Genomic DNA, 26,806 nt, shown 5'->3' with positions numbered 1-26,806 from the left:
TCTAGTGCTTTGTGGTTTTGGTAATGTGGTAGCGCATGATAGCGAAAGCTCGCTGCGTAAAATGCACTTTATACGCATTACCTAAATACTCCTGGATAGTCTCTAGTGGTAGTCGTGTGATAAAAAAGCACTCATCAAATGCTCGAACTCTCTCTAGAGCCTGCCTAGAATCCATAACAAAATGATACAAGCGTAAATCATGAAAATATGGGATTGCCCTAGTAGCCAAATAGCCATCTGCATGATTGTAAATCGTGGGGATTGTGTAGTTATCGCTAAGCTCTTTAGAGAGTATTGGTTCCATTTGGTAGATTGGCTCTGAAGAGAAATTCTCATAATGTGGGTAGCGCAAAAAGCCCACATTATGATAGAGTGCTAAGCTTAGTCCAAACAGCAGCAAAACACCTTTTGCCCATAGATTTTTGCGCTCTAGTAGCGGCACAAATGGCAGCACGATGAGCAAACTCACTAAAGGAAAAACAGCCATAACAAAGCGCAGAATCTTCCACGGAGCTAGATACATCACCACCGCGCCAAAGCCAAGCGCAAGTATGCCAAGACCAAATGCTAGGAAACATTCCCTACTGGAGAAATACCCAAGCCCTGTTTGTGCTAAATTTGCTTTATTTGCTCGAGTTTGTATGACAATCCAGATCGCTGCTAGAGCCATAGCGCATAGTAGTAGTGGGGTAAAAATATCTTGTAGCAAAATTTGCCCATACACATGTATGGACTCTAGGAAATTTTGCAGCGAGTCGCCTATTTTATCTGCAGCGCTCTGTGCATGCCCACCTAAAAACCCTTTGTGGTATATAGGATAGAGCGCAAAGGTGCAGATGAGACTAAGTATGGCGATTTTTGCAAGCGATTTTGCTCTGCTTACTTGCCTACTATGCTTTACATCGCGTCCTGATGAGAGAAACCACATCACCCCAAAAGCCACCGCGACAAAGAGAATCGTGAAATATCCACTAAGCAGCAAACAAGCAGTGATAATCGCGCCCAAGACATAATCGACTTTTGTCAAAGACTCCTTACAATACAGCCGCACCATAATCCACGCAAATCCCAAAAACATGCACTGCTGCAAGGCATATTCCCGCATGAGCATAGTAGTAGAAATGCTTGCGCCATTAAGCATTGCCAGCGCGAGAAATGCTACGAGCGCATAGCTAGTGCCAAAGAGCCTTCTCCCAAGCAAAAACGCAAACAAACACGCCAGCGGGTAGAATACAAAGAGATTGAGCCCCACAGCGCGCTGGATTATCCAGTCTAAATCCCCAGTTTGCACACCAATATGCCATAGCCGCAAAAGGATATAGTAAAGATCAGCATGCGAATGACTATCGCCGTTGTTTGTGAGATAGAGATTTGCAATATCAGCAAGCGCATTTGAAAAACTTTTATCGTGCCAAAATTCTCGCTCTTTAGCTTCTTTGCCATACCATACACCATCTTTGCATGTCCCACCCCAAAGGCATCGGTGAGAGTTTGATGTGATTGCTATCGACCATGCTTCATCGCCATGTAAATCAACTTTTTGCAGCATATAGCCAAAACGCAGTCCAAAGCCTATGACAAAAATACCAAAGCAGAGCAGAAAAATAAGTTTGGCACTCCTAGTAGAATCTGCTTGCATGTGATTGCTGGAGGTGGCATAGGAGTTAGATTCTACAAAAGGTGCATGGGGGATATCCACATGCACTAAGCACTTAGTAGCCAAAGATTGGATTTTATGGTAGTAAAGAGAACCAGCGCGCCACACGATGATAATCACGCTTATGAGTAGCCAAATGACAAAAATCTTTTTGTAGAGATGCATTTCTATGGTGTAAGTTATGCTTCCTGTTATTTCATCGAGTATTGTGTCTGTGGTGAGAAGGATTCGATTTTTGTCAAATAAAAGAGCGTGTTTGATTTGCATGATGGAATCTTGCGATAGAGCAGGGGAAGTGTGTAGCTCGAGCGTTTCTTTATCAGCTAGAAGTGTGATGTCTTTTTGTGCGCGAAAAATATTGCTAGGAAAATATAGCTTCAGTCTATAACAATACTGCGAGAGAAGATTGCTCGTGGTGGCACAATCGCCCAATATGGGGGGGGGGGGGAATTCTGCGCACTTGCTAGATATGTAAAATCTGCGCGCCAAGTGTGGGATTTGGCATATTGATTAAGCCCAAAAATCACCACACTCACCCCAGCGCAAAGCACACTCCATATAATCCATATCCATAGCATTGATTGTATCCGCGTATTCATGGCATTCCTTGATTATCAGTTTGCACAAGCCGCGCATTATACCAGCGCAAACATGATAAGCAAATAAGCAAAGCGGACTCTAAGGAAAGGAGACTAGGTGAAGAAAGGATAGGAGATTGCGCCTAGCTTGAGCTAGGCTTGCGCTTACTGCGCGTGGGCTTCGAGCTGGATTCTAAGGGCGATTATATCGCTTACGAGCGCGTCTTTTGTATCCATGCCAATCCCAAAGTCTTTGCGGTTGAGCTTGCCTTCAAGCTTTAGGGCTATCATTTGTTTTTTGTTCATCGGGTGCTCGATAGGACCTTTTACCGAAAAGTCAAAGACCACTTCTTTTGTTACACCACGGATTGTTACATCTGCGGTAAGTTTGGAGCCTTTGAGTGATTTCATCACAAGCGTGGCTTTAGGGAATTTCGCAGAGTCGAAGAAGTCAGGCGCATTTAGGTGTTTGTCGCGATTGTCGTTTTTGGTATCGATTGAAGCGATTTCGACTTCCCCTTCAAGCACCTTTAGGGCTTTGCTCTTTTCGTCAAAATCGATTTTGCCGCTAAATTTGTTAAACGCGCCATCGACATCGCTAATCATCATGTGCGTAACTTGAAAATTCACCGCAGAGTGCGTATCATCGATATTATACGGAGTCGCAGTGCTAAATGATAGGGCTAGGGCTAGTGCGGAGCTAACAAACAAGAGCTTTCTCATGCTATGTCCTTTGTGGAGATTTATGCCCGATCTCCCTAGAATGCGTGTGCTAGATCTTTTTAAGTCTAGTTGTGATTCAGGTGGGCGAGCTAGATTCTATCGCGCAAATGTTAATACCAAAGCAATGCGCCAAAATCACCACCAGCCTACCAACACCGCGCCACCGCGCGTGAGCGGGATTGGGTATAATGCGCGTATTTTACGAGTAAGGATATCCATGCTACTAAGCATAGAGAGCAGCTGCGATGACAGCTCGATTGCGATTACAGAGATTGACTCTAGGCGGCTCATTTTCCATCACAAAATCTCCCAAGACACTGCACACAGCTACTATGGCGGGGTCGTCCCAGAAATCGCCTCAAGACTACACGCCAAAAGTCTCCCAGAGATTTTAGAAAAGCTCCGCGATGTGCTGGGTGGATTCTCTTGTGTGCGTGGTGTGGCGCTCACCACCGAGCCTGGGCTCTCTGTGAGTCTTATCGAAGGTCTTATGATGGCAAAGCTCTTATGTCTTAGCCTGCGTATCCCGCTTATTAGTGTAAATCACCTTATTGGGCATTTTTACTCACTTTTTATCAATAAGCCACGCGCGATTTTTCCCATGAGTGTGCTGCTAGTTTCTGGCGGGCATACACAGATTATAGAGGCTAGGGGCGAGCAAGATTTTGTCATCATCGCTCAAAGCCTTGATGATAGCTTTGGCGAGAGCTTTGACAAAGTGGCTAAAATGCTAGGGCTTGGCTATCCAGGCGGACCAATCATCGAATCCTATGCCAAGTCGTATATGGATTGTATGGCAGAATCTAGCGCGATAGATTCTGGTGCAAACATTTCTCATACACACCGCAGAGATTCTGGGCTACATGCTTTCCCGCTGCCACTTAGAGATAGGGTAGGTTTTAGCTTCTCTGGGCTTAAAAATGCTGCGCGACTGCTTATAGAATCGACAATCGCACAATCTCGCCTAGAATCTACCCCTAAAAACACTCAACACAATCCAGCCATGCCGAGTGATCCAAGCGCACTTAGCCAAGAATGCAAATCCTACATTTGCGCGAGCTTCCAGGAGGCTGCCATTAGGCATATCGCCCACCAAGTCGAGCGCTATTTCAAAACATCGCGCGATTGCGGTAGGGTCATTGGCGATTTTGCAATCGTGGGTGGAGCAAGCAGCAATGCCGCTCTGCGCTCGCGAGTGCAGGAGCTTTGTGATCGATTTGGTGCAAAGCTCCACCTAGCACCGCTGGAGTTTTGCGCGGATAATGCGGCAATGATTGGGCGTGCTGGGATTGCGGAGTGGGAGGCTGGGCGATTTGTCGATGTGGTGAGTCAGGAGATTAGCCCGCGTAGCACTACTCAAGCGCTTAGGCTCGCACCCCAAGCCTAAAGTCAAGCTTCATAGCACAAGCGCGCTAGATTCTAGTGCTTTAGCTTAAAGCGCCAGCGCCATTCACTCGCGCGTTTTATAGCTATGGCAGCTACCCCTGAAATTTGAAAGCTAGCGCCAAGCAGCCCCACACCATAGCGCGAGCCAAGCGAGCAGATCGTGCCTTGTGGTGCGTAGGTAAATGGTGCTGGCGCGCTTGTAGAGCCAGCAAGCTTGCTTGCTAAAACCCCAGCGACATAGCGTCCTTGCGCGATAGCCATTTGCGCGGTGGGCGGGTAGAAGCGATTTGAGTCTGGATCAAGTAAAGCAGAGCAATCCCCAAGGATAAATATCGATTCTGTATCGATGGGCGCACTCTGGCAGGAGATTTTAGATTCTGGACTTTGTTTAAGTGCTGATTCTAAGGATTTAGGGTGGAGATAGGGGGTGGTTTGCACGCGCGATTTGGGTGTGCCAAAGGAATGTGCCATGACTTCGCTGCCCTGCACTCCCGCAGTCCATATCACGCAAAATGAAGTGATTTTTTCACTGCTATTTCCGCCCTCCAAGTCCGCGCCAGAGTTTTGGCTGGTGGATTCTAGATTTTGCGCTTGTGGGCTACTGGAGTCCTGCACGATAATCCCGCCCTCCTCACACGCTAGAATCCTGCACGATGAGCGCACAATCACGCCTAGTTTTTCTAGGTATGCACGCCCTTTTTGCGCGAGTGTTTTGCTAAACATTGGCAGCACATTTGGCAGCGCTTCGACACATATAAGCTCAAAAGGCTCTTGTATGCCTCTTTGGCGAGCGAGCTTTGGGAGCTCTTGGGCGAGAGTGGCGACTAGCTCACAGCCGCTAAACCCCCCACCACACACGACAATTCGCAGATACGCAGTATCTTGCGTGCGCGCATAGTGATTAAGATTTTCACAAATGCGCTCATAAATCGCACGCGCTTGGGTGAAGCTTGTAAGTGGGAGTGCATGCTTTTCCACCCCAGCAATCCCAAAGCTATCGCTACGAAACCCTAGCCCCACGATAAGTGTGTCATAGTCATAGCTGCCATTGGCACATAGGACACGCTTTTCATGTGCGCAGATTGTTTGCACGCGATCTTGGATAATCTCAAGGCTTGGTATGCTGGAGAGAATAGCTGTAAGCGGGTGGAGAATCTCGCTGCCGCGATATCCGCTAGCCACCTCGTGCAGCAGCACACTCTCGCAATACGCACTAGAATCTGTGATAAGCGTGAAATGCGCGTGGGTGTAGGTGGATTTGGGCAGGGACTTTAGGAGTGCGATATTGGCATATCCCGCGCCAAGCAGGAGGATTGTGGGCTTAGAGGTTTGGGGCTGCATGTAAGTCCTTTAAAGTGCGTTTATAAATAATGTTTGGCGTATTGTAACGCTGGCGTGCTTTATTTTGTTTTATGGGGATTATGCTTAGAAATGTTATAGATAGATAGTGTGAAAAGAAGTGGCTCCGGATGCAGGATTCGAACCTGCGACCAAGCGGTTAACAGCCGCCTACTCTACCGCTGAGCTAATCCGGAATGAGTCAAAAGCAGAACGCGCATTTTAGGAGATTTTAGCTTAATATGGGCTTATTTCATTTATGGAGAGAAATACGCCATTGCGCTTGCATAGTGCGCGTAGATCAAGCATGCTATCGCAGGTGTGCAGGATATTGACAAACACCGCGTCATAGCGCCCGCCAGAATCTAAAGAATCTACAACGGATTGTGCCTCCAAATCCCCATAATCCCCCACTAAATCCTGCGCATGCAAAATCTCTCTCCCATAGCTTTTGCGCACAAGCTCTCTATCCACCAGTGAGTCTAGCACCTCCACGCGCGCCCCTAGTGCCTCTAGCTCTGCGCACAGCAGTGGGGCTTTAGTATTGCGCACATCGCGGCAGTCTTTTTTGAAAGCAAATCCCACAATCAGCACGCGACTCCCCAGCACAGCGATCCCCTGCTTGGCTAGGGATTTGGCGATTTTATGTGCTAGAAATGCTGCCATGCTTTCATTCACCACGCGCGCAGCGGTGATGAGCCCACTTTCACAGCCACATTGCTGCGCGATATGCGCGAGGTAGTAGGGATCGACACTGATACAATGCCCGCCCACAAGTCCCGGGTGAAATGGCAGGAAATTCCACTTTGTGCTAGCAGCGCGCAAAATCTCGCCCATATCCAGCCCCAATGTGTCAAAAAGCATATATGCTTCATTCATAAGTGCGATATTCACATCGCGCTGGGCATTTTCTAGGGCTTTGCACGCTTCGGCGACCTCGATACTTGAGACCAGGTGTGTGCCAGCAGGGATAATGCTCGCATAGAGTTTGTCGATGAGTGCTGCGCTTTTGTCGTTTGAGCCTGAAGTGATTTTGCGCACTTGACTTAGTGTGTGGGCTTTGTCGCTTGGGTTTATGCGCTCTGGCGAGTATCCTAGGTAGAATCCACGATTGAGCACCAAATCGCTGGCGGATTCTAGTAGGGGCGCGCAGAATGTGCGCGTGCAGGTGGGGTAGGTGGTGGATTCAAACACCACGATATCTCCAGGATCTAGCAGTGCGCCCACGAGCGCACATGCAGATTGGAGATAGGAGAGATCAGGGAGCTTGTCATGCGTGATAGGTGTTGGCACGGCGATGATGTAGATTTGCGCCTGCTTTAGCTCACTGGGATTGCATACGAAGCGCAGCTTCAAGGCTTTGGCAAACGCTTGCCTCTCGCACTCGCCCCTGCTATCATAGCTGGATTCTAGCTCGCGCACACGAGTCAAATCACTATCATAGCCAAGCGTAGCATAACGCTTGCCAAGCTCGAGTGAGAGCCCCAGCCCCACATAGCCAAGCCCGATGATAGCGATAGTGCTAGATTCTAGGGGGGTGTTTTGTAGCGGTGGGGCTTGCATGCTAGTCCATGCTGCTATGGGGGTTTGGGGATTGCGCCCTAGAATCTAGAGGCTCTAGCGCAAGACTCCCGCATGCGACAAGTCGCACGCGCCCGGATTCTAGGATATATTCGCTGCCATCATAGGCGCTTTTAGCGCGATTATCTGTGTCAAATCGTAGCTTCTCGCCTGCCATATCCACATACCCCACCACGCGCGCAGGGTTTCCTACCACCAGCGCAAAATCTGGCACATCACGGCTTACCACCGCACCCGCGCCCACGAGCGCATATCGCCCGATTGCCACTCCGCAAATGATTGTCGCGTTTGCCCCGATAGAGCAGCCTCTGCCTAGGTGCGTTGGCACAAAGGCATGCTTGCGGCTGATAAAAGCGCGAGGTGTCAAAATATTGGTAAATACCACGCTAGGACCGATGAATACATCATCTTCTACTTCCACGCCTTCATACACACTGACATTGTTTTGGATTTTGCACCTGCTGCCAATGCGCACTCGCGCGCCGATTACGCAGTTTTGCCCGATGATACAATCACTGCCAATGCGACTATGGGCTAGGATATGGCAGAAATGCCAGATTTTACTCCTAGCGCCTATCTCCACGCCCTCATCGATGATACTGCTTTCATGCACGAAATACGACATCTTGCTTATTGCCCTTGCTATGCGTTGGCGCTATTGCTGCGCGCGAGCTTTTTTGCTCTCTTGAGCGCGCGCTGGGCAAATGCCCACATGCGCACATTGCGGTAGATTCTATGTATCTCTCTTGGCAATACATAGGCATAATACACGCGCTTATCTTTTTTGACATGCTCGGGCTTGCCGATAGTGGAGTGCTCATCTAGCTCATTGATATGCACAAGATGTGGGAGATAGAGCATCTCTGCTACGCCATGCAGGTAGGAAAAGCTCATATAGTAATCCACTGCTAGGAAGATGGATTTCGCGCCATCGATGAGGCGGCGTGCCGCAGCTGGCGTGAGATAGTAGCCTGGCGCGCCTAGCATGAGCTTAGGTGCTAGAGCGAAACGCTCATCGATAAGATAGCATGTGTGGAATGTGCTCCAGCCAAGTCGCACATACTCATAGGGACTTGTCGCGATAGCCTCCACCCCAGCAACGAAGCCATCGCAGAAATCAATATCATCTTCTAGGATAAAAATCCCCTGCCCAAGCTCCACGCATTTGCACCATAGTTCATAGTGCGAGGCGAAGCAGGCTAGCTCTGTGGGGCGCACATCGCGGGCTTTGAAAACTCGAGCAAGCGTTTTATCATATCGGGTAGCAAAGCCAGATTCTAGGATACTCTCTGGCGTCTGGGCGTTGAAAAAGTGAAACTCTAGCGCGCTTGTGGAATCTACCCCAGAATCTATGCTAGATTCTGGGGTAGGGTTTGCATTGGAGTTTGCGCTAGATTCTGCGCTGCGCCTTTGACTGGTGGCAAGGAGCTTATCGATATTGCGCTGCATTTTCTCCCTGCGATCAGCCGAGCGCTTGAGATTGATGATAAAAATTTGGTGCTTCATCGCGCTGGGAGCAGGAGTGCTTGTCATGGGGGTAGAAGTGTTTGTAGTCATGAGTTTTGCCTTAGTTGCGCGCATGTAGAGCGCGGAGAAATTCTTGCTTGCAGTAGCTGCGCAGCTCGCTTAGGCTTGGCAGTGCGAGATTGCTTGTGAGCAGATCGTCCTCTAGCTCGCTATCAAGAAACTGCACCACTTCATGGCGCGCATTGAGCCCGACTTTGCCAGAGAGCGAGGTTTTTTCATTGCCGGTTATGGGGTTTTTGATGAGATTTATCGCGCGATTTTTAATCCTAGCCCATGTCATCTTGCTCACCAGCCCCACATCATCGCGGATCCCCGAGTTATACGCATAACTACCTACGCCAAAGCATAGGAATTGCGTGGGATCATAGCCTTGCGTGGCGCACCACGTATAGATTCTCTGTGCGCGCTCTGGCGTTATGGCATCGCCATAGATGATACGCACCTTATCTAGCCCGAAATACGCGTCAATGAGGCGGATCACACCTTGCCTAGCAAGTGGATTTTCTGCGCTTGGATCACCTGCTAGGATAAGGAATGGATCACCAGAATCTGGGCGGATAACAATAGGCTGTGCGCGCGATTGGATCATGGTGTAGGCTTCTTCATCGTCTTTTAGGGCTTGGATTATCGCCCAGAGATTCCAAGTATCTGCCACGATAGAGACCATGGAGCTTGGGAACGCACGCATGATACGCTTAAAAGTCGCAAGCTCGCCGCTCTGCTCTCCTAGGCACATCACGCTATGCTCGCTCGCAGGGATTGAGCCTAGTGCGCGCATATCAGCGCCGTAGTTTTCACAGAGATTTTTGAGCGCCATGACAGAATCACTCCCGCTAAAAAATAGCAAATGTCCAAACGCTGAAGCATAGCAGTCCTCTATGCCATTCATACCGCGCTGGGAGAAGTCGTGGAAATTATAGCTCTCTTCTATGTAGCGCTTGGCGCAGTCGTATTCTATGCGCTTAAATCGCGCTGCTTGTGTGGCGATGAAGCAGCTTTTCCACAGCTCGGAGTTGAGATAGGTTTCGATGAAATTGACAAACCAGCAATGCTCGCTTTGGATACAAGAAATTGTGATGATAGGGGTATTGGCGCGAATGAAGCTTCCCTCTGGCAGGGCTTTAAAGATAAGGGGCATTTGCTTTGGTAAGGAGAGCCATTTCTCTAGCAAAAGCGTGTAAGAGGGCTGGCTAGAATCTAGCTTTAAAAAATCGCGATAGAGAAGCTCCAGCCCCTGCTGCACGACATCACGAGGGGTGTTGATAAACTCATCATAAATAGCATAGAGCTTCTTGATGGCTTGGCGCATACCAAATGCGACGATATGACCATTGAGCATAGAGAGATCAAGCCCAGGCTTGCGACAATACAGCACGCTATATACTTCTTGCACATCATCTGGATACATGGCGGCGTGTGTGTATTTGTAGCAGTCAGCGATGAAAAGTAATTGTGGATAGCGCATATTCTCTCCTTTTCTTTTCTTTTTAGGCTTGGCGGCAGATTTTACTCCAAGTTTAGCTCTAGCAGATTCTAGGGAGTAGCTCGCCTTGGGGGTATTCCATGAATGCCCGCCCGCCCCAGTCATTTACTAGCACCACACGCGAAGTAGTTTGCGCGCTAGGCGCACAGACTCTGCCTATCACGCGTGCCTTAGCACCCAGACTATGGCGGCGGAGAATCTCGCACACTTGTGCAGAATCTTTCTCCGCTACGCTTAGCACACATACACCCTCATTTGCCAAATGCGTGCTTTCAAGCCCTAGAATCTCGCAAATCCCCCGCACGCTCTCATCGATGGGGATTTGCGCTTCATCAATCTCTATGCAGATTGGCAGATCTTGTGCCCACTCATGCAGCACTGCACCCAGCCCACCGCGCGTGGCATCGCGCATAGCGTGGATTGCTAGATCTCGCCCAAGCAGAGGCTCTAGCATAGGGAAAAGCTGCGCACAATCGCTTTGCACGCTGGATTCTAGTCCTATGGTTTCACGGCTTGCGAAAATACTCGCTCCATGCGCACCAATGGGAGCAGAGATGATGATAGCATCGCCTATGCTCACAGATTTCGCACTGATACCAGGCTGCAGGATTTGTCCTATGCAAGTGGTGTTGATAAAGAGCTTATCCACGCTGCCTTTGGGGACGACTTTGGTGTCTGCGCTTAGGAGTTTTATCCCAGTTAGGGCAAGCTCGCTTGCTATGCTTTGGATAATGGATTCTAGCAGCGCGATTGATAGCCCCTCTTCTAGCATGAAGCCTAGGCTCATATAGAGTGGCTTTGCGCCCATCATAGCGACATCATTGCTACTGCCACAGACGCTAAGCTTGCCAATATCTCCGCCTGGGAAGATAAGCGGCGTGATGACAAAGCTATCTGTGCTTACAGCTAGCTGCCCATGCGCGCTAAATACCCCCGCATCTTCGCCGAGTGTAACAAAATGCTCCCGCAAATAGCGCAAGAAAATGTTTTCAATTAGCGCGTTGCTCGCCGCACCACCACTGCCCTGGGAGAGGGTGATTGATTGGGAGGCTTTGGTGGATTGGCTAGGGGGTGTTGCCATATTCTCTCCTTAGAAGCGTTGCGTTTTGGATTCCTTTGGATAGGCTCTTGGGCAGGTGAGGTAGAATCCAGCACTAGAGCAAATGCCCGAGCTTTTGTTTTTTGACTGCGAGATATTGAGCGTTGTGTGGGTTGCTTTCAATGATGATGCTATCGCGTTGCACTTCTGCGTAGGCACTTAGGGCTTGGATTTTGCGTGGGTTGTTGGTAAGTAGGCGCATGTGTGTGATGTGGTAGTAGCGCAAAATCTCGCCCACAATAGCATAGTCCCTATCATCGCTTTTAAAGCCTAGTGCGATATTGGCTTCCACGGTGTCGTAGCCTTGATCTTGTAAAGCATAGGCATTGACTTTATTAAAGAGCCCTATCCCTCTGCCCTCCTGGCGCAAGTAGATGAGCATGCCACCTCCGCCATTTTCTGCGTCTTTGGTGATTTGCTCTAGGGCGAGGGCGAGCTCGCTACCGCAGTCGCATTTGCATGAGCCAAACACATCGCCCGTGAGACACTCGCTATGCACGCGCACAAGTGGTGTGGCAGGGAGATTTTTCGTCCTTACAGCTAGGTGCTCTAGTATCGTGCCATCAGGCTTTTGCTCGCGGAAAGATTGGATAATAAATTCTCCAAAACGCGTAGGAAGCTTGGCTTCTTTGGAAATGGTTTCTTGAGAAATTTGCATGAAAAAATCCTTGAGAAATTTATGTGAAGTAGGTATAGCTCGTGGCTTTATAGCAGGGTTTTGCTTAAAATCGCATAGCAAAGCCCACCTTAAATGGTGTGGCATAGGAGATGACTTGAGACATGTCATTGACTCCCATAGCCCTTGCGAGCCCAAAATCACGCATGATGACCCCGATAGGATCCATGAGTCCCACGACGATGAGTCCTAGAGCCCTAGAGCCAAAGAGTTTATTGTCGTGGGATTGAATGTATTTGGTGCTTTGGTAGAAAAGCTCGCCAAATATCGAGCCCATCGCAGGGGTGTAGATGAGATCTTGCCAGCTTGGAATCTCCACAAACGCTTCAATCCCATATTCCCAAAAAATCGATGAGGTTACAAATGCGAAGAATGCTGACTCTGCCCAGCTATACCCTGCCACACGCGGCTGCATGTAATACACCGCGCCAAAATATGGGTGCGCAACACCATTGAGCATGAAATTATCACTATCAATCACTGGACCAATTTGCACATCTTGCAGCCATGCACTAAAGCCAAAGCGTGAGCGATCCCAGTTTGTAACGCTCTCTGGCATGATATAGAGCCCAATGATACTAACGATAATCCCACCGCCCAAAAGCCCAATCGTGGTATTGAGATAAGTACTACGAGAATCTGGCTTGTAGTAGGTGGGAAGTGGCTCGCGTGGGAAAAGTGGATTTGCAGTGGGATTATTAGACATGGGCAAATTTGGTGTAATGTCTTCAAACTCATCGCGCACTTCATGTATCTTGTGAGTAGGGCTGTGGGCTTGATTGTAAAAGGTGGGATTTTGCGCTTGGCTTGGGGGTAGATTCTTGGGTAGTGGATTTTGAGATGCAGCAGTGTAGAATCTAGGGGCTTGGCGCAAAAGCTCCGCGCTCGATTCTGGAGAGCTGGATTCTACACTAGAATCTAAAGTATCTGCGTTATACCCTGGAGCCACAGAAGCCATAAAGGCAAGCAGCGTGCCTACTGCTATGCCCCGCCGTATGCTTGCTGGCTGATGAAGATTCTGGGTGAGTATTTGGAGTTTGGCGCTAGATTCCATGCGAGCTCCTATTGCACCGGATCCTCTTGGGGGCTTTGTGGAGATTTGCGAGCATTGGTATAAAACACCACTGCACAGATTGCTAGCAAGGAGGGGAGCAGGAAGTAGTCTTTGCCAAAGATAATTAGACACGCGAAGCTTACAAAAACTCCAATAAACGGCACGCCAAGTTGTTTGGAGTTTTTGCACTGATCGATAAATAGCACGATGAAAATCGCACTCATCACAAACCCCAGCCCCTGTGTGTTAAATGTGATATAGCGTCCCAGCAGCGCCCCACTCACACAGCCTAAAATCCAATAGCTATGGTGCAAAAATGCAATAGCACACATGAAATAGCCCTTATCGCTTGTGGCACCTTTGGCTTTGATATGAATAAGCGCAAATGTCTCATCAGTGAGTGTGAAAGCGAGATACCATTTTTTGCGCACATAGGGAGAAAAAAGTGGCAGACAAGAGATAGCATAAAAAATCTGGCGCGCGTTGATGGTGAGAGAGATGATGAGTGTCTCTATGAGACTAGCACCACTTGCAAGCAGTGCCACACAGGCAAACTGCGTCGCTCCAGCGTAGATACATACACTCATACCAAGCGCCCAGAGCGCGCCAAAGCCTGCTTTATACAGCAGCACGCCAAATACCATGCCCATGAGTCCATAGCCCACAAATATCGGCAGTGTGTGTGGAAATGCCTCTGCTAGCGCAGTGATAAGCAAATCGCGCTTACTTTGGGGATTGGAGTGAGTGTCGTGCTGGGGATTTGGGCTTGGCGTAGATTCTGGGTGCGCACAAGGTGCGGAATCTCCTGTGCAATTTGCCTTAGAATCTGGCGCAGTGTGGTTTAGCGAAGTGTATGGCATTCTAGGCTTTCATCTCGATAAATGGCTCTTTTTGCAAGCCTAGCTTTGAGAAAAGCAGCTCATCGCTTCCGGGGGCAGCGTTGCTTGTGGTGAGCAATTTATCACCATAAAAGACAGAGTTTGCCCCAGCAAAAAAGCATAGAGCCTGCAGCTCTTCACTCATCGCTTTGCGTCCAGCAGATAGACGGATATAGGAGGTGGGCATAAGGATTCTAGCAAGCGCGATTGTGCGCACGAAGTCAAATGTATCCACATCGGGCGTATCGCTTAGCGGAGTGCCGGGGATTTTTACAAGCTGATTGATAGGCACGGATTCTGGTGGGGTGGGGAGATTGGCAAGCAAAAGCAGCATATTGATCCTATCATCATTGCTTTCCCCCATGCCCAAAATCCCCCCGACACAGATTTTCAGCCCTGCTTCGCGCACATTAGCGATAGTATCAAGTCGATCTTCAAAGGTGCGAGTGGAGATGACTTGGGAGTAATACTCCTTGGAAGTGTCGATATTGTGGTTGTAGAAATCTAGCCCTGCGTCTTTCAATCTGGCTGCCTGATTGCTTGAAAGCAGCCCGAGCGTTACACATGTTTCCATGCCCAGCTGTTTAATCTCGCCAATCGCCTCACAAAGCGTATCGATGTCTTTTTCACTCGGTGAGCGTCCAGAAGCCCCCATGCAGAATCTCGAGCTCCCAGAATCTTTGGCTTTTTTGGCAAGGGAGAGGATCTGCTCTTTGTCTAGCATTTTCTCTACGGGTGTGCCAGTAGAGTAGTGCGCGGACTGGGCGCAGTAGCTGCAGTTTTCTGTGCATGCGCCTGTCTTGACACTAAGCAGGGTGCTTGTTTGGATTGTGCTAGGGCAGAAATGCTCTCTATGGATACTATGAGCTTGGTAGAGCAGCTCCATAAAGGGCTGGTAGAAAATCTCGCGTGCGCGCTCAAATGTATAAGACATCGCGACTCCTTGTGCTTGGTGTGCTATGGTTTGCAAAAGCGCATAAATCCTAAATCGCAGTAAAATCGCGCATTATAGCGAAGTTTTGTTTTGTATTGCGCACGCATTTTTGATGTGATTTGCTCGTTTATTTAGTATAATAGACCAAAATTACTTGGATTACTGGGAGTTAGCGATGTTTATTCCCGAGTGGGATGATCAGTATAGTGTCCATAATGGACATATCGATAAGCAGCATCAGCAGCTTTTCAAGCTTGCCAAACAAGCCGCAGTCCTAATCCACAAGCAAGTGGATTCTAGTGAGATTAAAGCGATTTTAATGGAGCTTTTTGACTATATGAAATTCCACTTCCGCGATGAAGAAGCCTATATGGAGAAAATCGGCTACCCAAATCTCCCAGCACACCGAGAAATCCACCGAGATATGATAGAGCGCGTAACTGATCTTATCCAAAATATCAAATACGACTTCAAGCAAAAGCTTGCCATTATCACGCGCGATTGGCTGGTCGAGCACATTATGAAAGAAGATATGAAAATTGAGCGGTGGTATGAGGAGTATAAAAACGCCCAATCTCTTGAAGGTGGCGCAGACACCGATGCCTTAGCACAGGCAAAAATGGAGATCGGGCATTTTTATAAATGCGATTGTAGAGAGTCATTCCGCGTGCTTGAGACGATTCATCAAAAGATTTTAAGCGGGCAGACTTACCACTGCAAGAAATGTAATGCCAAAATCGCTTTCGTCAAAGATGTGCAGCTTTAGATTCTGTGTTAAAGTTTTAGCGCAGAATCTACTCGCTCTCTAATTCAACCTCGCATAAGGAGTTTTTATGCAAATACTTAGTTCGATACTTTGGGTAGTTTTTAGTTGTGTGGTGATTATCGGTGGTGCAGCAGGTATGCTAGCACCTCTAGCAGTGGTGGATTCTCTAGCGCTGCTTTTGCCAATTTTCCTATGTGTTGGTGGGGTTGTGGATATTGCGTATTATTGGCGGGTGCGAGCATTTCAGGGAGCACAAATTCTGCTGCTTGATGGGATTTTCAGTCTGCTTTTTGCACTGATATTTTTCTCCATGGAGCGAGAATCCACTGCGCTGACCATTATCTATTTTGTCGCGTTTTTGGCGATGTTCCGCGGGATCTTGGCATTTGTGTATGCCTTTGATATTAAAAGCTTCCATGCGGGTGCATTTTGGCTTATGCTCTTGCTTGGCGTGCTTAATGTGGCAATCTCCATGCTTTTCATTATTTTCCCGCAGCTTGGCGGTATCACCATAGGTGTGGTTGTCTCACTCTTTGTTATGTTGTTTGGGATTGCGTCGTTGCTTGGCTGGTGGAGTGTGCGCAAGTTCTTCACACGCTAAGCGCTTAAGTAGAATCTAGGGTAACCATGATAGAGGGTAGAGAATCCAGCGCAGATCAGTCTAAGCTCGCGCTTCAAAACACGCTTTATGTTTTTTCCACACAGCGCGCTATCAATGACTTCTATGCGCGCCTATCTCCGCATACATTCCAAGCAGATGTGCTAGACTCTGCCCAAGCCCCTGCAAAGGAGCTAAACTCCGCACAAAATCTAGCGCAGCCCTCTCTACCAGCTCCCCTAGCTCCCTTGGCAGCACCAAGTTTAGTCCCTGGTATCATGCCAAAAGCTCTTACCATAGGCGAGCTTTTTTCTCTAAGCTTTTTCACCCCGGCTAAAATCAGCCCAAGCAAGCAAGTCCAAAAAATCCTTCTCCAGGCTATTTTGCGAGAATGTCTCCCTGATGATCCAGCGCTTACGCATTCATTTATCTTTGACAAAAGCTTTTTGGGCTATTTGCAAGGGAGCGATTTTCTTCTGCCATTTTTCCGCGAGCTTGGTCAGCATGGTATAGATATTGCCAAAATCCCACTGCGAGATATTTACGCAGACTATGAGGAGCATTTGCGGATTTTGGAGGATATTTATACGCGTTTTAGCACCAGGCTCGATGAGCTTGGGCTTGCCAGAATTGATGAAGCCCAGGAGATTGTCCCAACATTTTTGGCGCATTTTAGCCAGATTGAGATCATGCTCGATGGGATTTTGAGCCCAAAGGAGCGCGAGAAACTCTATGCTATAAGTCGCCATGTCCCCCTGCGTATCCATATCACAACCGATAGATACAATCACAAATACTTCCAATGGCTTTGCAAAGACATAGAGCCAAACCACGCCTATATATTTATCATGGATTCTAGGGGTTTAGATTCTCATGCAGAATATAGTGCCCCCACCATGGAATCCGCTACACCCATCAAAGCGCCGCCTCCTATGGAGCTCTATGGGTTTGAGCTGCGCATAGCGCAATGCAGCTTTGTGCTAGAAAAAGTGCGTGAGCTACTAGCAAGCGGTGTGCGTGGCGAGGAGATTATTATCGTTACGCCAGATGAGGGCTTTAGCAAGTATTTTGCCCTGCTAGATTCTGCTGGGAATCTCAACTACGCCATGGGGCGCGAGAGCCTAAGTCTCCCTAAATATGCTGCTTGGTATAAAGCCCTGCGCGCTTTGCTGCTCTCCCAAGAATTTATCACTTGTGGGGTGGCAGAGCCGCTAGGGGTTATCGAGAGGATTTTTAGCTATGTCTTTGGCGCAAGCACCAAAACCACACCAAGCCATACAAATCAAACGCCTTTAGATGAGCGCCTATTGAGTCAAGCTTGCCAAGCCGCACTAGATTCTCTACCTCCATGCCCGCTACCACCCAAAGAGCGCGCACGCATTCTTGCTCAAATATTTGATTTTCACCAGATCTATCCGGTTATCCAAACACTTGGCTATGAGTGGATTTTGGAGCTTATCTTGCTGCAGATAGAGCAGTGTAGTATCGATGATACCCAAGGTGGCAAAGTGCGTGTTATGGGGATTTTGGAGACGCGTGGGATCACATGTGAGTATGCTATTGTGGTGGATTGTAATCATGGCTTTATCCCGCGTATCAAAGAGAGCGATGTGTTCTTAAACTCCACTATTCGTCAAGCCCTAGGCATGCCAACGCTACAAGACCGCGAGAATCTACAAAAGCACTACTATCAACAGCTTTTTGTCAATACGCATAAAGGTGTTTTCCTCACTGCCACGATCAATGAAGAGTCTAAAGAATCTAGCCTTATTGATGAGCTATGTTTGCACCACGAGGTGCGACGATTTGACGGAGATGCGCATTATGCGCTTTTCCCCCAAAGCACAATCCCCCAATATATCGAGGAGGAGATTGTCGAAGCGCTGGGAGATTTTACATTCTCTGCCACGAGCTTAAATGCCTTTGGCACTTGCAAGCGTAAATTTTACCTGCGTTATGTCCTAAAACTCCAAGAGCCAGAGGAGAGTGGCGGCGATCAGGCTTTAGGGATTTTGGTGCATAAGGCGCTAGAATCTAGCTTTGGCGCATATATTGGCAGGCAAATTAGCGAGCGTGATATTGGGGCGATTGAGCGTGCATGTGAGCAGATTTTGCGCCAGAATCTTAGTGAAAATGCCACACAGCGTTTTGCATGTGAGCTCGCCTTGCGCACACTGAAGGGATTTTGGCAGAGACAAAGAGATCTTGCAAAAGCGCATGATTTATCGCATGGTAAAGGGATTGGGCTAGAGGTTTTAGCGTGCGAGCAGGGGTTTAAGGCTGTTTTGGCGCATAATGGCAGGCATTACAATCTCTCTGGTAAGCTCGATCGTATCGATAAGCTAGATCAAAACGCCTGGCGCGTGGTGGATTACAAATACGCCAAGCACCCTAAAAAAGATAAAAAAAAGCTTGACTCCCAGCTTTTCCAGCTTGCTTTCTATAAGCTTGCACTAGAATCTGGCGAAGTCTTCATGGAGCCACCCGAGCTAGATTTCACATCATCAAGCTCTGTGCTGGGTAAGCCCGCGCGAGACATCACTATTGACTCTATGCTCTACTATCTGCGAGAGAAAGGCGATCAAGCAGAGCGCGCCCTAAGTCAAGAGGAGTTTGAGAGGAGCAAGGTCCTTATCCTTGATATTCTTACAGAATGCGCTGGGGTGGTGGATTTTGCAAAAACAGAGGATAGAAACTCCTGTCAAGCTTGCCCCTACAAGCTTATGTGCAACAGAATCTAGGGAATCTAGCCATATCTATATAAGCCTGCTGTTATGTAGGCTTTGGAATGTGCTCGCAGAGTCATAGAGTGGCGAGTTTATCAAACATTAGGATTTTGTGTTATAGTTTTGGCTTTGTTTTTACTACATTACTTAAGGAGATGTGATGAAAAAGTTAGCAGCACTTGCATTGCTTTGCTCGATGGTTAGTTCAAGTTTCGCCATTGGCATTGGGAATTTTAAAATCAACCCAGAAGCGGGTATTAGCTATGGTGTGGCTACACCAAGCAATACAAGCGCGCTTGGGGGCTATGCTAGGGCGTGGCTCTTTGGCGATGGGCTTACGATTGCTCCAATGGTTAAATATAACTATATGTTTGGCAAGGGCGATAATAAAGGCTGGTCTAATGTGCAAGCTGGCGGGCTTATCGGGTATAGAATCTTTCGCTTCACGCCATATATCGGGGCTAGCTACTCGGGCTTTAGCAATGCTGGCTATGCTGATACCACCGCGCTAAATTATGGGATTTACTTTGATATTCCTATCCTTCCCTTTAGCGTGGGGCTTGATGCGAGCTGGCAGCAGCCCAAAATCCTTGGCACAGATGTCCGCCAATCACAGCACCAAATTGCCTTGACCTTAGGACTTATCTTCTAAAACTTATGAAACACTTCGCGCTAAAGATTGCGTATAATGGCGCGAGATTTAGCGGGTTTGCCCCACAGCGCACTGATGGTATTGCAAGTGTGAGCGAGTGCCTAGGTCAGGCATTGGCAAGGCTTGGGATAGATTCTCCTATCATCGGTGCTGGGCGGACAGATAAGGGGGTGCATGCGCTTGGCATGGTGGTGAGAATCTGCTTAGTAGATGAGCAGGCTGCTCACTGGGATAGCGCTCGCCTATACTCCTTGCTCTCTCCTAAACTCTCTGCCGATATATTTTTACGCGCAGTATGGGAGGTGGATTCTAGTTTCCACCCGCGTTTTAGTGCGACTGCCAGACGCTATATGTATATTTTCACCCCACATACTCCATTGCCTTTTCACGCATCTTTTGTCTCCAAAGAGCTTATAGGTGATACCACATTGCTGCGAGAATGTCTCCGTCTTTGTATTGGGGAGCATGATTTTGCGCTTTTTTGTAAAAGTGGCTCAAACCCCAAATCCACAATCCGCACCATAGATTCCGCTCACCTGCTGATACGCCACTATCCAGCGCAGCCTAGTGTTTATGCTAAGCCCTACTATATTGTGCGTCTTAGTGGAAATGCGTTTTTACGCTCACAAGTGCGACTGCTACTAGGCGCAGCTCTGGCAGTTTCGCGCGGGGTGATTAGCTTGGCGGATTTTTCCTCCCAGCTTCAAGCCAAATCACGATCCTATAGTATCCCTGTCAGCGCGCAGGGGCTCTACCTAGATAAGGTGTGGTATCCCCAATTAAGTGCATTTAATTAAAAGCCTAAGAGCGTAAGTTGGTATATATTTGGCTATAATCCCGCGTCAAAAAACTTTTCACCTTATTTTGGATTATTGTGTTTCAAGTTTTTATATTTACCAAGGAGTTCGTATGACTGCTGATTTAGGAATGGAGCTGCACGCAGACACGCTTATCACTTCCAAAACCAATCTCAAAAGCCTTATTACCTACTGCAACCATGATTTCTATACATATAGCGGATTTAGCGAGGGTGAAGTGCTGGGCAAACCGCACAATATCGTCCGTCATAAAGACATGCCAAAAGCCGTGTTCAAACTGCTTTGGGAGCATATCAAAGAGGGCAAAGAAGTCTTTGCGTTTGTGAAAAACCGCACGAAAAATAATGAGCACTATTGGGTCTTTGCCAATGTAACACCATCGATTGACATCAATAGTAACATTGTGGGCTACTATTCTGTCCGTCGCAAGCCAAATCCAAAGGCTCTCGAGAAAATCGCTCCACTCTATGATCAAATGCTCCAAGCAGAGAAAAGCGGAGGCATAGAAGCTAGCACCAAGATCCTAGCCCAAGTTTGCCAGCAAGCAGGAAAAGGATATAATGAATTGATATTTGCACTACAAAGGGGAGATGTATGAATACAAGACTACTGCAAATTGCATGTATTGTGCTGGGATTTATCGCAGCTAGTATCGCAATCGCGTTAGATTCTGTGTGGGCTGGAGTCGCTGGGCTTGGGCTTGTTGTCATCATGCTTGGCATTAGCTTGCTAATGGGAAGAGGCGATGCGTATTTGCTAAACTCCCTAGCGCGTGTAAGCCATGAATACGCCAATGGCAAGTTTGAGGGCAGGATTGTGCATATCAAAGGTGGCTCCCAAGTCGCTCAAATCTGTGAGAATCTAAACAACCTTATCGACCATCTCGAGGCATTTTTGCGCGAGGTGCAGACTGCTATTTCTTGCTCCCAAAAGGGAGAATACTACCGCCATGCCCTAAGTGGCGGACTTGATGGGACATTTGCCCAAAATATCGATGGTATCAATCACGCTCTTACGCAAATTGAGCAAAACGCCAAAGAAAGTGTGAAAAATGCCCTAAGCAAGAATCTTATGAATCTCAATCTCTCTCATCAAACAAGAGATTTAAGCGAAATCGCCAATGGGCTTAATCGGGATATCTCTTATATGAAAAAAGTGGATTCTAATATCCGCGATATTAGTGATTCATCTGAGGCAAGCAAGGCAAATATTGTTGTCCTAACACAATCAATCAATAATCTCCTTGAGCTAATCGCAGCAAACAACGACTCGGTCGAAAGCTTCGCGGAGAAATCAAAAGATATCGGTAATGTTGTGGGGATTATCTCTGATATCGCTGATCAGACCAATCTCCTAGCGCTTAATGCCGCCATTGAAGCAGCCAGGGCAGGAGAGCACGGCAGAGGCTTTGCAGTCGTAGCAGATGAGGTAAGAAAGCTTGCTGAAAAAACCCAGCAAGCCACCAACCAAATCTCTGTTTCTATCCAAACTATGCAGCAAGAAATGGAAACTATCCAAAGTGGTAGCGAGCAAGTCGCTCAAATCGCACAAGACTCGGAAGCAAAGATAAATGCGTTTAATGAAGTGTTTAGCAAAGTTGATGAAAATAGCTCCTCGCTTGATGCGATTTTCTCCCAGCTTTCTGAAGGGCTTATCCTCTCTGTGGCAAAGCTTGATCATATTTCTTTCAAAACCGAAGTCTATGACTCGCTCAATACCCAAGCCCACATGAGCCTAGAATCCGCCCAGCCAATCTCACGCCTCATCGACGATGAAAGTGTGGCAGACAGACTCTATAAATCCTGCCCTAAAGAGCGTTGCGAAGAGCTTGCACGAGAAATCCTCCACTATAGCCAAGACTCTATCGCAAGGATTGGCGAGCCCATCACCTTAGAATCTAGCAAAGCCATTATCGAAAATGTCAAAGCACTGGAAGAGCAGTCGAATACGCTGCTTCGTTTGCTAGAAAAGCCACAAGTGTAAAACTCTTAGGAATATTGGCTTTTGCGATAAGCTATTGGTCGCTTCGATGGAGTTTGGCTTGCGCATGACTAAGTGTGCGATCTTGTTTTATCTCATAGGGTAGCAACTTCTCATCAATTAGAATCTAGCAAGCTAGATTCTAGGAAACACATTGTGCTAGATTCTGGATTCTAGGATTTTGGTATAGTTAGCTGAAAAGTTTAGAAAGATTCTAGGATTTGAGCAGGATCCACATAAAGGAGTAAATATGAGTGCTAAGCAGCTCACAAGGGAAACCAAAGAAACAAGCATCTCCGCAAGCCTTGAAATCTATGGCAGCGGAAAGCATGAGATTGACACGGGGATTGGATTTTTTACCCACATGCTAGAGTCGTTTAGTAAGCATGCGCTTTTTGATGTGGCGCTGTCGTGCAAGGGTGATTTGGCGGTGGATTTTCATCATAGTGTGGAGGACTGCGGGATTGTGCTGGGGACACTTTTGAAGCAGAGTATTTACCCAGTAGAGAAAATCGAGCGCTTCGGGCATGGAGTGGTAGTCATGGACGAAGCATGCGTAGAATGTGCGCTTGATATTAGCAATCGCGCGTTTTTGGTGTTTGACATGGGGGAGAGCTATGTGGGGAAAGTGGGAGAATTTGATGTGGAGCTGGTAGAGGAGTGGTTCCGTGCTGTATGTTTTAATGCCAATATCAGCGCGCATGTGGTTTTGAAGCGCGGGAAAAATCTCCACCACATCACAGAGGCTGCGTTTAAGGCATTTGCCTTGGCTTTGCGCCGAGCACTCGCGCCAAATGAGCGGGTGGCAGTCCCTAGCACGAAAGGCTGCTTATGATAAAGCTCTTGCTTCTTGATGTCGATGGGACGCTTACAGATGGCAAGCTTCACCTACTAGAATCAAGCGCGCCCATAAGCCCCAATGTGTGCGTAGATTCTGGTATGACAGATATAAATTTTAGCGATAAGAGTCGTGCTAATCCTAGCCCAGAATCTAATTTGGCAGAATCTATGCTTGTCCAAGAGTGCAAAAGCTTCCATGTCCATGACGGGCTAGGAATCGTAGCGTGGCGCAAGCTTGGGCGCGAAGTGGCAATCATCTCTGGGCGCGAGTCTAGGATTCTTGCCGCGCGTGCTAGAGAGCTTGGGATCACCCGTGTGTTTATGGGCGTGGGGGATAAATCAAATATCGCGCGAAATATCATTGCAGGGCTTGGGCTATCTAAGGACGAGGTGGCGTGTATCGGCGATGATCTTAATGATCTGGGTATGTTTAGAGAGTGCGGGCTGTGTTTCACTCCGGCAAACGCTTGCGCTTATCTTAAGTCAAAAGCCCATATCCAGCTTAGCAAAAGCGGCGGAGAAGGTGTAGTGCGCGAGATGATTGAATATATCTTGCAGCGAAATGAAGAAGAGTATCGGGAATTTTTAGCGCTCTATGAGTAGATTCTATAATCGCCTACACCAGCTTCTCTCTCCTGTTTTGCCATCATCTGCACGCACGCTTGTTAAATCAATTTTGCGCCCATTTGCGCGTATTTTTGTCTCTGCGCGATTGTATATGAATATGGCATATAGCGTGCATTGGTTTTTTGTAGCGACACTGCTTGGGATAGTTTGTGCTATCGTGATTTTTGCCACAGATACGCGCGCGATTTTGCTCAAACAAGCTCAAATGCCACTAGCTGAGCTCTATGACTTTAGTATCTATCAGGCTAGTGATGATGAGGTGGTTTTTCACATTCAAGGGAAAAAGGCACTGCGTTTTAGTGAATATGAAAAAAGCTATGAGACGATTTTGCAAAGGATCACACCTCAAGAGAAGCCCAAAAACTCTAAGAATCCAAGCCCCCGTATCATCGAGTATATCTATGGGCAAGAAATCGTGCGCCAAGATGACATATATCATTTCAACAAAGGCGGCGTCTATGCCAAAAATAGCGGTGAAGTGTTTTACACTAAGCAAGGGCATTATGACGCGATAAATGGTGTTTTCACAGGGGTGGGGAGATTTTGGGCGAGCTCTGTCATGGGCAATATGGAGGGAGAGAATCTCATTTACCGCCAAGCCCAGCAGACAAGCGATGCGCAAAACATCACAGCCAAAATCCAGCTAGAAGAGCGCAAGCGTCAAAAACACTAGAAACAAAGGACAACGCTATGCAAAAACACATGAGAAAAAAGGCACAGCTAGCAAACTTCTCTCGCACTTTGGCATTCATCTGTGTCTTGGGATTCATGCTTGTAAATATGGTTTGGGCAGAAGAGTTGCAAATCGATGCGCAAAAACTCCATGCCGATGAGAAAAAGGGCGTAACAATCGCCACTGGCAATGTCAAAATGCTAAAGGGCGATGACAAGCTAAACGCCGATAAAGTGAGCGTATTTGTCAGCAGTGAGCGCAAGCCTATCAAACTTGAAGCAGTGGGGAATGTGGATTTCGCGCTTACCACTCAAGATGGCAGGAGGCTTAAGGGCAAAAGCGACACGCTTATCTATCTTGTCCAAGAGAAAGAATACCAGCTCATCGGTAAAGCCCAAGTGCAGGAGATTGGCAAGCCAAACTTCCTAAAAGGCGAGAAAATCGTGCTCAATAACGAAAGCGGTGTAGTAAATGTCGAAAGTGGTCATAAAGCCCCAGTGCGCGTGATAATCGACCTAAACGATATGCAAGAGAGCAAGCAAGACAATAAACAGGGTAATAAAGAGAGCAAATAGGCTGCATGATCACAATTATCTCGCCGCGTTTTCTCACCTCTGCTGCCAAGCTCTCCCAGTGCCCCCCACCGCATACTAGCGAGATTGCCATGCTTGGGCGAAGCAATGTAGGCAAAAGCTCTTTTATCAATGCCTTGCTAGAATCTAACCTTGCTAAAAGCTCCTCCACACCTGGGAAAACACAGCTCATAAACTTTTTTACTGCGATTTGGAATGATACACAGCAAAATCTCCAAATCCCGCTCACGCTTATTGATTTGCCCGGGATTGGCTATGCGAAAGTGTCTAAAGCCCAGCAGGAGCTCTGGCAGTATCATCTCTGGGAGTTCTTACGCCAGCGAAGCAGTATCAAGCTTTTTATCCATTTGATCGACGCGCGCCACCCAGATTTGCCAATCGATGAGAATCTAGCGCGCCAGATTCAGGGGATTCTCCGCGGGGATCAAGTCCTGCTACCAATCTACACCAAAGCCGACAAGCTTAAGAAAAACGAGCTTGCGCGATTGCGTCAGCAGCAGGTGCTTTTCATGACCAATGACGCTGCCGCTGCGCGAGCGATGTATCGGGCAAAAGAGGACGATGCCCCAAGCCTGCTTGATCATGTGCGCAAGAAGATTTACCACACAGCCCTTGGGATAAGCCATTAGGTATTTTTGATTTACGCTTAGATTTTGGTTGGTTTTGCCCGATCTTTTGCCTCGCTAGAATCCACCAAAGCCCAATTTACTATAACTACACCGATTTTAATCAAAAGGACAACAAAGGTTGAAACAAGCACTAGAAACGCTCGCATAAATGTCAATAGTCTGCGGTAGTTTATAAAGTAGCTTCTAGGTTGAGCGCTATGCTTGCAAAAAGTGCTGCAAGATTTCGCCTTTTTTAGAATCTAAGCTCGGCAAGCTAGAATCTAAAAGGTGCATTTTGGATTCTATCCTTTCAATGGCAGATATGATTTTTTCCTGTGCTTCAAGGGGCGGGAGTGGGATTTTTGTATTTTTAATTTCATCTACATTGATACTTTCAAATGCCATTCCTTGCTTCCCTACAAATAAATTTTTATTATGCAAAATACAATAAAATAAAAAAGCATAATTTTCCGCCCTAATAGTCGCAAGCCCCCTGCCTATACAAATTTTTTCATAAGGGTTTAGATTGACATCGCCCACAGGTGCTCGCACACTCATTAAAATATCATTTTTCACGCTTTCTTTTGTGATTTGAGAAGTCCAAACATTAGAATTTTGTAAATATTTTTCGCCAAAATCCTTTTTCCCTTGAAAAAATAAAAGCCCCTCTTGTCTATCATTGTAAAACTGCGATTGTGGAGATTGCCCTGCTATCACTTGCGAAACTTGCCCTAGCCTTACCCTTTCCCAGCCTTGTGGTGGTGGGGTGGGGAGAGAATCTAAAAGGGCTTTTAAATCTAGTCCTGTCATTGCGAGATTTTGCGTAGCAAAATCGTGGCAATCCATACTAGAATCTGTTTGTTGATTGTGGAAAGCTTTGGTCGCTTCGCTCTCTCGCAATGACGAGGAAGATTCTTGCAATGATTGGGCGGGGACTTCGCTTTGTAATAATAGTGAAAAATCTAGCTTAGATTCTAGCTCTTGTATAGAATCTAGCAGGGAAGCGATGAA

The 26,806-nt window shown here is 47.5% G+C and carries 27 protein-coding genes and 1 tRNA gene; 13 read left to right on the top strand and 15 right to left on the bottom strand.

From position 1 onward, the window contains the following. Position 1: 1 nt before the first annotated feature. The 3 genes from Q0171_RS00235 to Q0171_RS00225 all read right to left on the bottom strand — a co-directional run bounded on the left by Q0171_RS00235 (position 2) and on the right by Q0171_RS00225 (position 2,958). Positions 2 to 1,924, bottom strand: a complete 1,923-nt coding sequence (locus Q0171_RS00235) for a hypothetical protein (protein WP_299325513.1) — start codon at positions 1,922 to 1,924, stop codon at positions 2 to 4. A gap of 110 nt (positions 1,925 to 2,034) precedes the next feature. Then, positions 2,035 to 2,256 (bottom strand): hypothetical protein, encoded by a 222-nt coding sequence (locus tag Q0171_RS00230; protein WP_299325511.1) that lies wholly within the window; start codon positions 2,254 to 2,256, stop codon positions 2,035 to 2,037. A gap of 144 nt (positions 2,257 to 2,400) precedes the next feature. Then, positions 2,401 to 2,958, bottom strand: a complete 558-nt coding sequence (locus Q0171_RS00225) for a YceI family protein (protein ID WP_299325509.1) — start codon at positions 2,956 to 2,958, stop codon at positions 2,401 to 2,403. 217 nt (positions 2,959 to 3,175) lie between these two features. Between Q0171_RS00225 and tsaD the strand changes: the two genes are divergently transcribed. After that, entirely contained in the window at positions 3,176 to 4,345 is a 1,170-nt protein-coding gene (tsaD, locus tag Q0171_RS00220) for a tRNA (adenosine(37)-N6)-threonylcarbamoyltransferase complex transferase subunit TsaD (RefSeq protein ID WP_299325870.1), read from the top strand. 32 nt (positions 4,346 to 4,377) lie between these two features. Here the strand turns inward: tsaD and Q0171_RS00215 are convergent, their stop codons facing one another. The 11 genes from Q0171_RS00215 to bioB all read right to left on the bottom strand — a co-directional run bounded on the left by Q0171_RS00215 (position 4,378) and on the right by bioB (position 14,914). Next, positions 4,378 to 5,685 (bottom strand): FAD-dependent oxidoreductase, encoded by a 1,308-nt coding sequence (locus tag Q0171_RS00215; protein WP_299325507.1) that lies wholly within the window; start codon positions 5,683 to 5,685, stop codon positions 4,378 to 4,380. A gap of 119 nt (positions 5,686 to 5,804) precedes the next feature. Then, positions 5,805 to 5,879, bottom strand: a tRNA-Asn gene (locus Q0171_RS00210). A gap of 40 nt (positions 5,880 to 5,919) precedes the next feature. Beyond that, a complete protein-coding gene (locus Q0171_RS00205) occupies positions 5,920 to 7,245 on the bottom strand; it encodes a nucleotide sugar dehydrogenase (RefSeq protein ID WP_299325505.1) in 1,326 nt (441 codons plus the stop codon). A 1-nt stretch (position 7,246) separates the two neighbouring features. Continuing rightward, complete coding sequence (locus tag Q0171_RS00200; RefSeq protein ID WP_299325503.1) at positions 7,247 to 7,888, bottom strand: acyltransferase; 642 nt, start codon at positions 7,886 to 7,888, stop codon at positions 7,247 to 7,249. 17 nt (positions 7,889 to 7,905) lie between these two features. Continuing rightward, positions 7,906 to 8,820 (bottom strand): glycosyltransferase family 25 protein, encoded by a 915-nt coding sequence (locus Q0171_RS00195; protein WP_299325501.1) that lies wholly within the window; start codon positions 8,818 to 8,820, stop codon positions 7,906 to 7,908. A 10-nt stretch (positions 8,821 to 8,830) separates the two neighbouring features. Continuing rightward, positions 8,831 to 10,255 carry a nicotinamide phosphoribosyltransferase domain-containing protein gene (locus Q0171_RS00190; protein WP_299325500.1) on the bottom strand — a complete coding sequence of 475 codons (1,425 nt, stop codon included), beginning with the start codon at positions 10,253 to 10,255 and terminating at the stop codon, positions 8,831 to 8,833. Between the two features lie 58 nt (positions 10,256 to 10,313). After that, complete coding sequence (hypE, locus tag Q0171_RS00185; protein ID WP_299325499.1) at positions 10,314 to 11,354, bottom strand: hydrogenase expression/formation protein HypE; 1,041 nt, start codon at positions 11,352 to 11,354, stop codon at positions 10,314 to 10,316. Positions 11,355 to 11,427: 73 nt separating this feature from the next. Continuing rightward, on the bottom strand, positions 11,428 to 12,024 hold the full coding sequence (gene ribA, locus Q0171_RS00180) for a GTP cyclohydrolase II (protein ID WP_299325868.1): 597 nt from the start codon (positions 12,022 to 12,024) through the stop codon (positions 11,428 to 11,430). 70 nt (positions 12,025 to 12,094) lie between these two features. Further along, positions 12,095 to 13,102 (bottom strand): DUF3943 domain-containing protein, encoded by a 1,008-nt coding sequence (locus Q0171_RS00175; protein WP_299325498.1) that lies wholly within the window; start codon positions 13,100 to 13,102, stop codon positions 12,095 to 12,097. Positions 13,103 to 13,110: 8 nt separating this feature from the next. Beyond that, complete coding sequence (locus tag Q0171_RS00170) at positions 13,111 to 13,962, bottom strand: AzlC family ABC transporter permease (RefSeq protein ID WP_299325497.1); 852 nt, start codon at positions 13,960 to 13,962, stop codon at positions 13,111 to 13,113. A gap of 1 nt (position 13,963) precedes the next feature. Further along, positions 13,964 to 14,914 (bottom strand): biotin synthase BioB, encoded by a 951-nt coding sequence (bioB, locus tag Q0171_RS00165; protein ID WP_299325495.1) that lies wholly within the window; start codon positions 14,912 to 14,914, stop codon positions 13,964 to 13,966. Positions 14,915 to 15,089: 175 nt separating this feature from the next. Between bioB and Q0171_RS00160 the strand changes: the two genes are divergently transcribed. The 12 genes from Q0171_RS00160 (at position 15,090) to yihA (ending at position 25,816) form a co-directional block, all read left to right on the top strand. Next, positions 15,090 to 15,680, top strand: a complete 591-nt coding sequence (locus Q0171_RS00160) for a hemerythrin family protein (protein WP_299325494.1) — start codon at positions 15,090 to 15,092, stop codon at positions 15,678 to 15,680. A 67-nt stretch (positions 15,681 to 15,747) separates the two neighbouring features. Further along, a complete protein-coding gene (locus Q0171_RS00155; RefSeq protein ID WP_299325492.1) occupies positions 15,748 to 16,281 on the top strand; it encodes a DUF308 domain-containing protein in 534 nt (177 codons plus the stop codon). 26 nt (positions 16,282 to 16,307) lie between these two features. Next, positions 16,308 to 19,019, top strand: coding sequence for a PD-(D/E)XK nuclease family protein (locus tag Q0171_RS00150; RefSeq protein ID WP_299325490.1), 2,712 nt, complete (start codon positions 16,308 to 16,310; stop codon positions 19,017 to 19,019). A 145-nt stretch (positions 19,020 to 19,164) separates the two neighbouring features. Beyond that, a complete protein-coding gene (locus Q0171_RS00145) occupies positions 19,165 to 19,656 on the top strand; it encodes a hypothetical protein (RefSeq protein ID WP_299325488.1) in 492 nt (163 codons plus the stop codon). A 5-nt stretch (positions 19,657 to 19,661) separates the two neighbouring features. Then, on the top strand, positions 19,662 to 20,453 hold the full coding sequence (gene truA / locus Q0171_RS00140; protein ID WP_299325486.1) for a tRNA pseudouridine(38-40) synthase TruA: 792 nt from the start codon (positions 19,662 to 19,664) through the stop codon (positions 20,451 to 20,453). A gap of 112 nt (positions 20,454 to 20,565) precedes the next feature. Beyond that, positions 20,566 to 21,072, top strand: a complete 507-nt coding sequence (locus Q0171_RS00135) for a PAS domain-containing protein (RefSeq protein ID WP_299325484.1) — start codon at positions 20,566 to 20,568, stop codon at positions 21,070 to 21,072. Continuing rightward, a complete protein-coding gene (locus tag Q0171_RS00130; RefSeq protein ID WP_299325482.1) occupies positions 21,069 to 22,457 on the top strand; it encodes a methyl-accepting chemotaxis protein in 1,389 nt (462 codons plus the stop codon). Before Q0171_RS00135 ends, Q0171_RS00130 begins: the two co-directional genes overlap by 4 nt. Before the next feature lie 247 nt (positions 22,458 to 22,704). After that, entirely contained in the window at positions 22,705 to 23,289 is a 585-nt protein-coding gene (gene hisB, locus Q0171_RS00125) for an imidazoleglycerol-phosphate dehydratase HisB (protein WP_299325481.1), read from the top strand. Continuing rightward, the gene (locus Q0171_RS00120) at positions 23,286 to 23,897 is read left to right on the top strand and encodes an HAD family hydrolase (protein WP_299325480.1); all 612 of its coding nucleotides are present in this window, start codon (positions 23,286 to 23,288) and stop codon (positions 23,895 to 23,897) included. Before hisB ends, Q0171_RS00120 begins: the two co-directional genes overlap by 4 nt. Further along, positions 23,890 to 24,594, top strand: a complete 705-nt coding sequence (locus tag Q0171_RS00115; RefSeq protein WP_299325478.1) for a hypothetical protein — start codon at positions 23,890 to 23,892, stop codon at positions 24,592 to 24,594. The genes Q0171_RS00120 and Q0171_RS00115 overlap by 8 nt, the downstream gene beginning before the upstream one ends. Before the next feature lie 17 nt (positions 24,595 to 24,611). Next, complete coding sequence (gene lptA, locus Q0171_RS00110) at positions 24,612 to 25,169, top strand: lipopolysaccharide transport periplasmic protein LptA (RefSeq protein ID WP_299325476.1); 558 nt, start codon at positions 24,612 to 24,614, stop codon at positions 25,167 to 25,169. A 5-nt stretch (positions 25,170 to 25,174) separates the two neighbouring features. Further along, positions 25,175 to 25,816 (top strand): ribosome biogenesis GTP-binding protein YihA/YsxC, encoded by a 642-nt coding sequence (gene yihA, locus Q0171_RS00105; RefSeq protein WP_299325474.1) that lies wholly within the window; start codon positions 25,175 to 25,177, stop codon positions 25,814 to 25,816. A 195-nt stretch (positions 25,817 to 26,011) separates the two neighbouring features. Here yihA and Q0171_RS00100 read toward each other — a convergent pair. Beyond that, positions 26,012 to 26,806: restriction endonuclease subunit S (locus tag Q0171_RS00100; RefSeq protein WP_299325473.1), on the bottom strand; the 795-nt coding region annotated here is incomplete at its 5' end.

Source organism: uncultured Helicobacter sp. (genome assembly GCF_937906905.1).
Classification (GTDB): domain Bacteria; phylum Campylobacterota; class Campylobacteria; order Campylobacterales; family Helicobacteraceae; genus Helicobacter_B.
This window is presented reverse-complemented; position numbering and strand designations above follow the sequence as displayed.

What these genes read in the sequence shown, in the direction of transcription:
- Q0171_RS00190 (WP_299325500.1), bottom strand. Translation starts at nt 10,255, where the DNA reads ATGCGCTATCCACAATTACTTTTCATCGCTGACTGCTACAAATACACA.
- Q0171_RS00170 (WP_299325497.1), bottom strand. Translation starts at nt 13,962, where the DNA reads ATGCCATACACTTCGCTAAACCACACTGCGCCAGATTCTAAGGCAAAT.
- Q0171_RS00225 (WP_299325509.1), bottom strand. Translation starts at nt 2,958, where the DNA reads ATGAGAAAGCTCTTGTTTGTTAGCTCCGCACTAGCCCTAGCCCTATCA.
- Q0171_RS00195 (WP_299325501.1), bottom strand. Translation starts at nt 8,820, where the DNA reads ATGACTACAAACACTTCTACCCCCATGACAAGCACTCCTGCTCCCAGC.
- Q0171_RS00120 (WP_299325480.1), top strand. Translation starts at nt 23,286, where the DNA reads ATGATAAAGCTCTTGCTTCTTGATGTCGATGGGACGCTTACAGATGGC.
- Q0171_RS00130 (WP_299325482.1), top strand. Translation starts at nt 21,069, where the DNA reads ATGAATACAAGACTACTGCAAATTGCATGTATTGTGCTGGGATTTATC.
- yihA (WP_299325474.1), top strand. Translation starts at nt 25,175, where the DNA reads ATGATCACAATTATCTCGCCGCGTTTTCTCACCTCTGCTGCCAAGCTC.
- Q0171_RS00135 (WP_299325484.1), top strand. Translation starts at nt 20,566, where the DNA reads ATGACTGCTGATTTAGGAATGGAGCTGCACGCAGACACGCTTATCACT.
- Q0171_RS00175 (WP_299325498.1), bottom strand. Translation starts at nt 13,102, where the DNA reads ATGGAATCTAGCGCCAAACTCCAAATACTCACCCAGAATCTTCATCAG.
- Q0171_RS00145 (WP_299325488.1), top strand. Translation starts at nt 19,165, where the DNA reads ATGAAAAAGTTAGCAGCACTTGCATTGCTTTGCTCGATGGTTAGTTCA.
- lptA (WP_299325476.1), top strand. Translation starts at nt 24,612, where the DNA reads ATGCAAAAACACATGAGAAAAAAGGCACAGCTAGCAAACTTCTCTCGC.
- Q0171_RS00150 (WP_299325490.1), top strand. Translation starts at nt 16,308, where the DNA reads ATGATAGAGGGTAGAGAATCCAGCGCAGATCAGTCTAAGCTCGCGCTT.
- bioB (WP_299325495.1), bottom strand. Translation starts at nt 14,914, where the DNA reads ATGTCTTATACATTTGAGCGCGCACGCGAGATTTTCTACCAGCCCTTT.
- tsaD (WP_299325870.1), top strand. Translation starts at nt 3,176, where the DNA reads ATGCTACTAAGCATAGAGAGCAGCTGCGATGACAGCTCGATTGCGATT.
- Q0171_RS00205 (WP_299325505.1), bottom strand. Translation starts at nt 7,245, where the DNA reads ATGCAAGCCCCACCGCTACAAAACACCCCCCTAGAATCTAGCACTATC.
- truA (WP_299325486.1), top strand. Translation starts at nt 19,662, where the DNA reads ATGAAACACTTCGCGCTAAAGATTGCGTATAATGGCGCGAGATTTAGC.
- hisB (WP_299325481.1), top strand. Translation starts at nt 22,705, where the DNA reads ATGAGTGCTAAGCAGCTCACAAGGGAAACCAAAGAAACAAGCATCTCC.
- Q0171_RS00200 (WP_299325503.1), bottom strand. Translation starts at nt 7,888, where the DNA reads ATGTCGTATTTCGTGCATGAAAGCAGTATCATCGATGAGGGCGTGGAG.
- Q0171_RS00115 (WP_299325478.1), top strand. Translation starts at nt 23,890, where the DNA reads ATGAGTAGATTCTATAATCGCCTACACCAGCTTCTCTCTCCTGTTTTG.
- Q0171_RS00215 (WP_299325507.1), bottom strand. Translation starts at nt 5,685, where the DNA reads ATGCAGCCCCAAACCTCTAAGCCCACAATCCTCCTGCTTGGCGCGGGA.
- Q0171_RS00230 (WP_299325511.1), bottom strand. Translation starts at nt 2,256, where the DNA reads ATGAATACGCGGATACAATCAATGCTATGGATATGGATTATATGGAGT.
- hypE (WP_299325499.1), bottom strand. Translation starts at nt 11,354, where the DNA reads ATGGCAACACCCCCTAGCCAATCCACCAAAGCCTCCCAATCAATCACC.
- Q0171_RS00155 (WP_299325492.1), top strand. Translation starts at nt 15,748, where the DNA reads ATGCAAATACTTAGTTCGATACTTTGGGTAGTTTTTAGTTGTGTGGTG.
- Q0171_RS00160 (WP_299325494.1), top strand. Translation starts at nt 15,090, where the DNA reads ATGTTTATTCCCGAGTGGGATGATCAGTATAGTGTCCATAATGGACAT.
- Q0171_RS00235 (WP_299325513.1), bottom strand. Translation starts at nt 1,924, where the DNA reads ATGCAAATCAAACACGCTCTTTTATTTGACAAAAATCGAATCCTTCTC.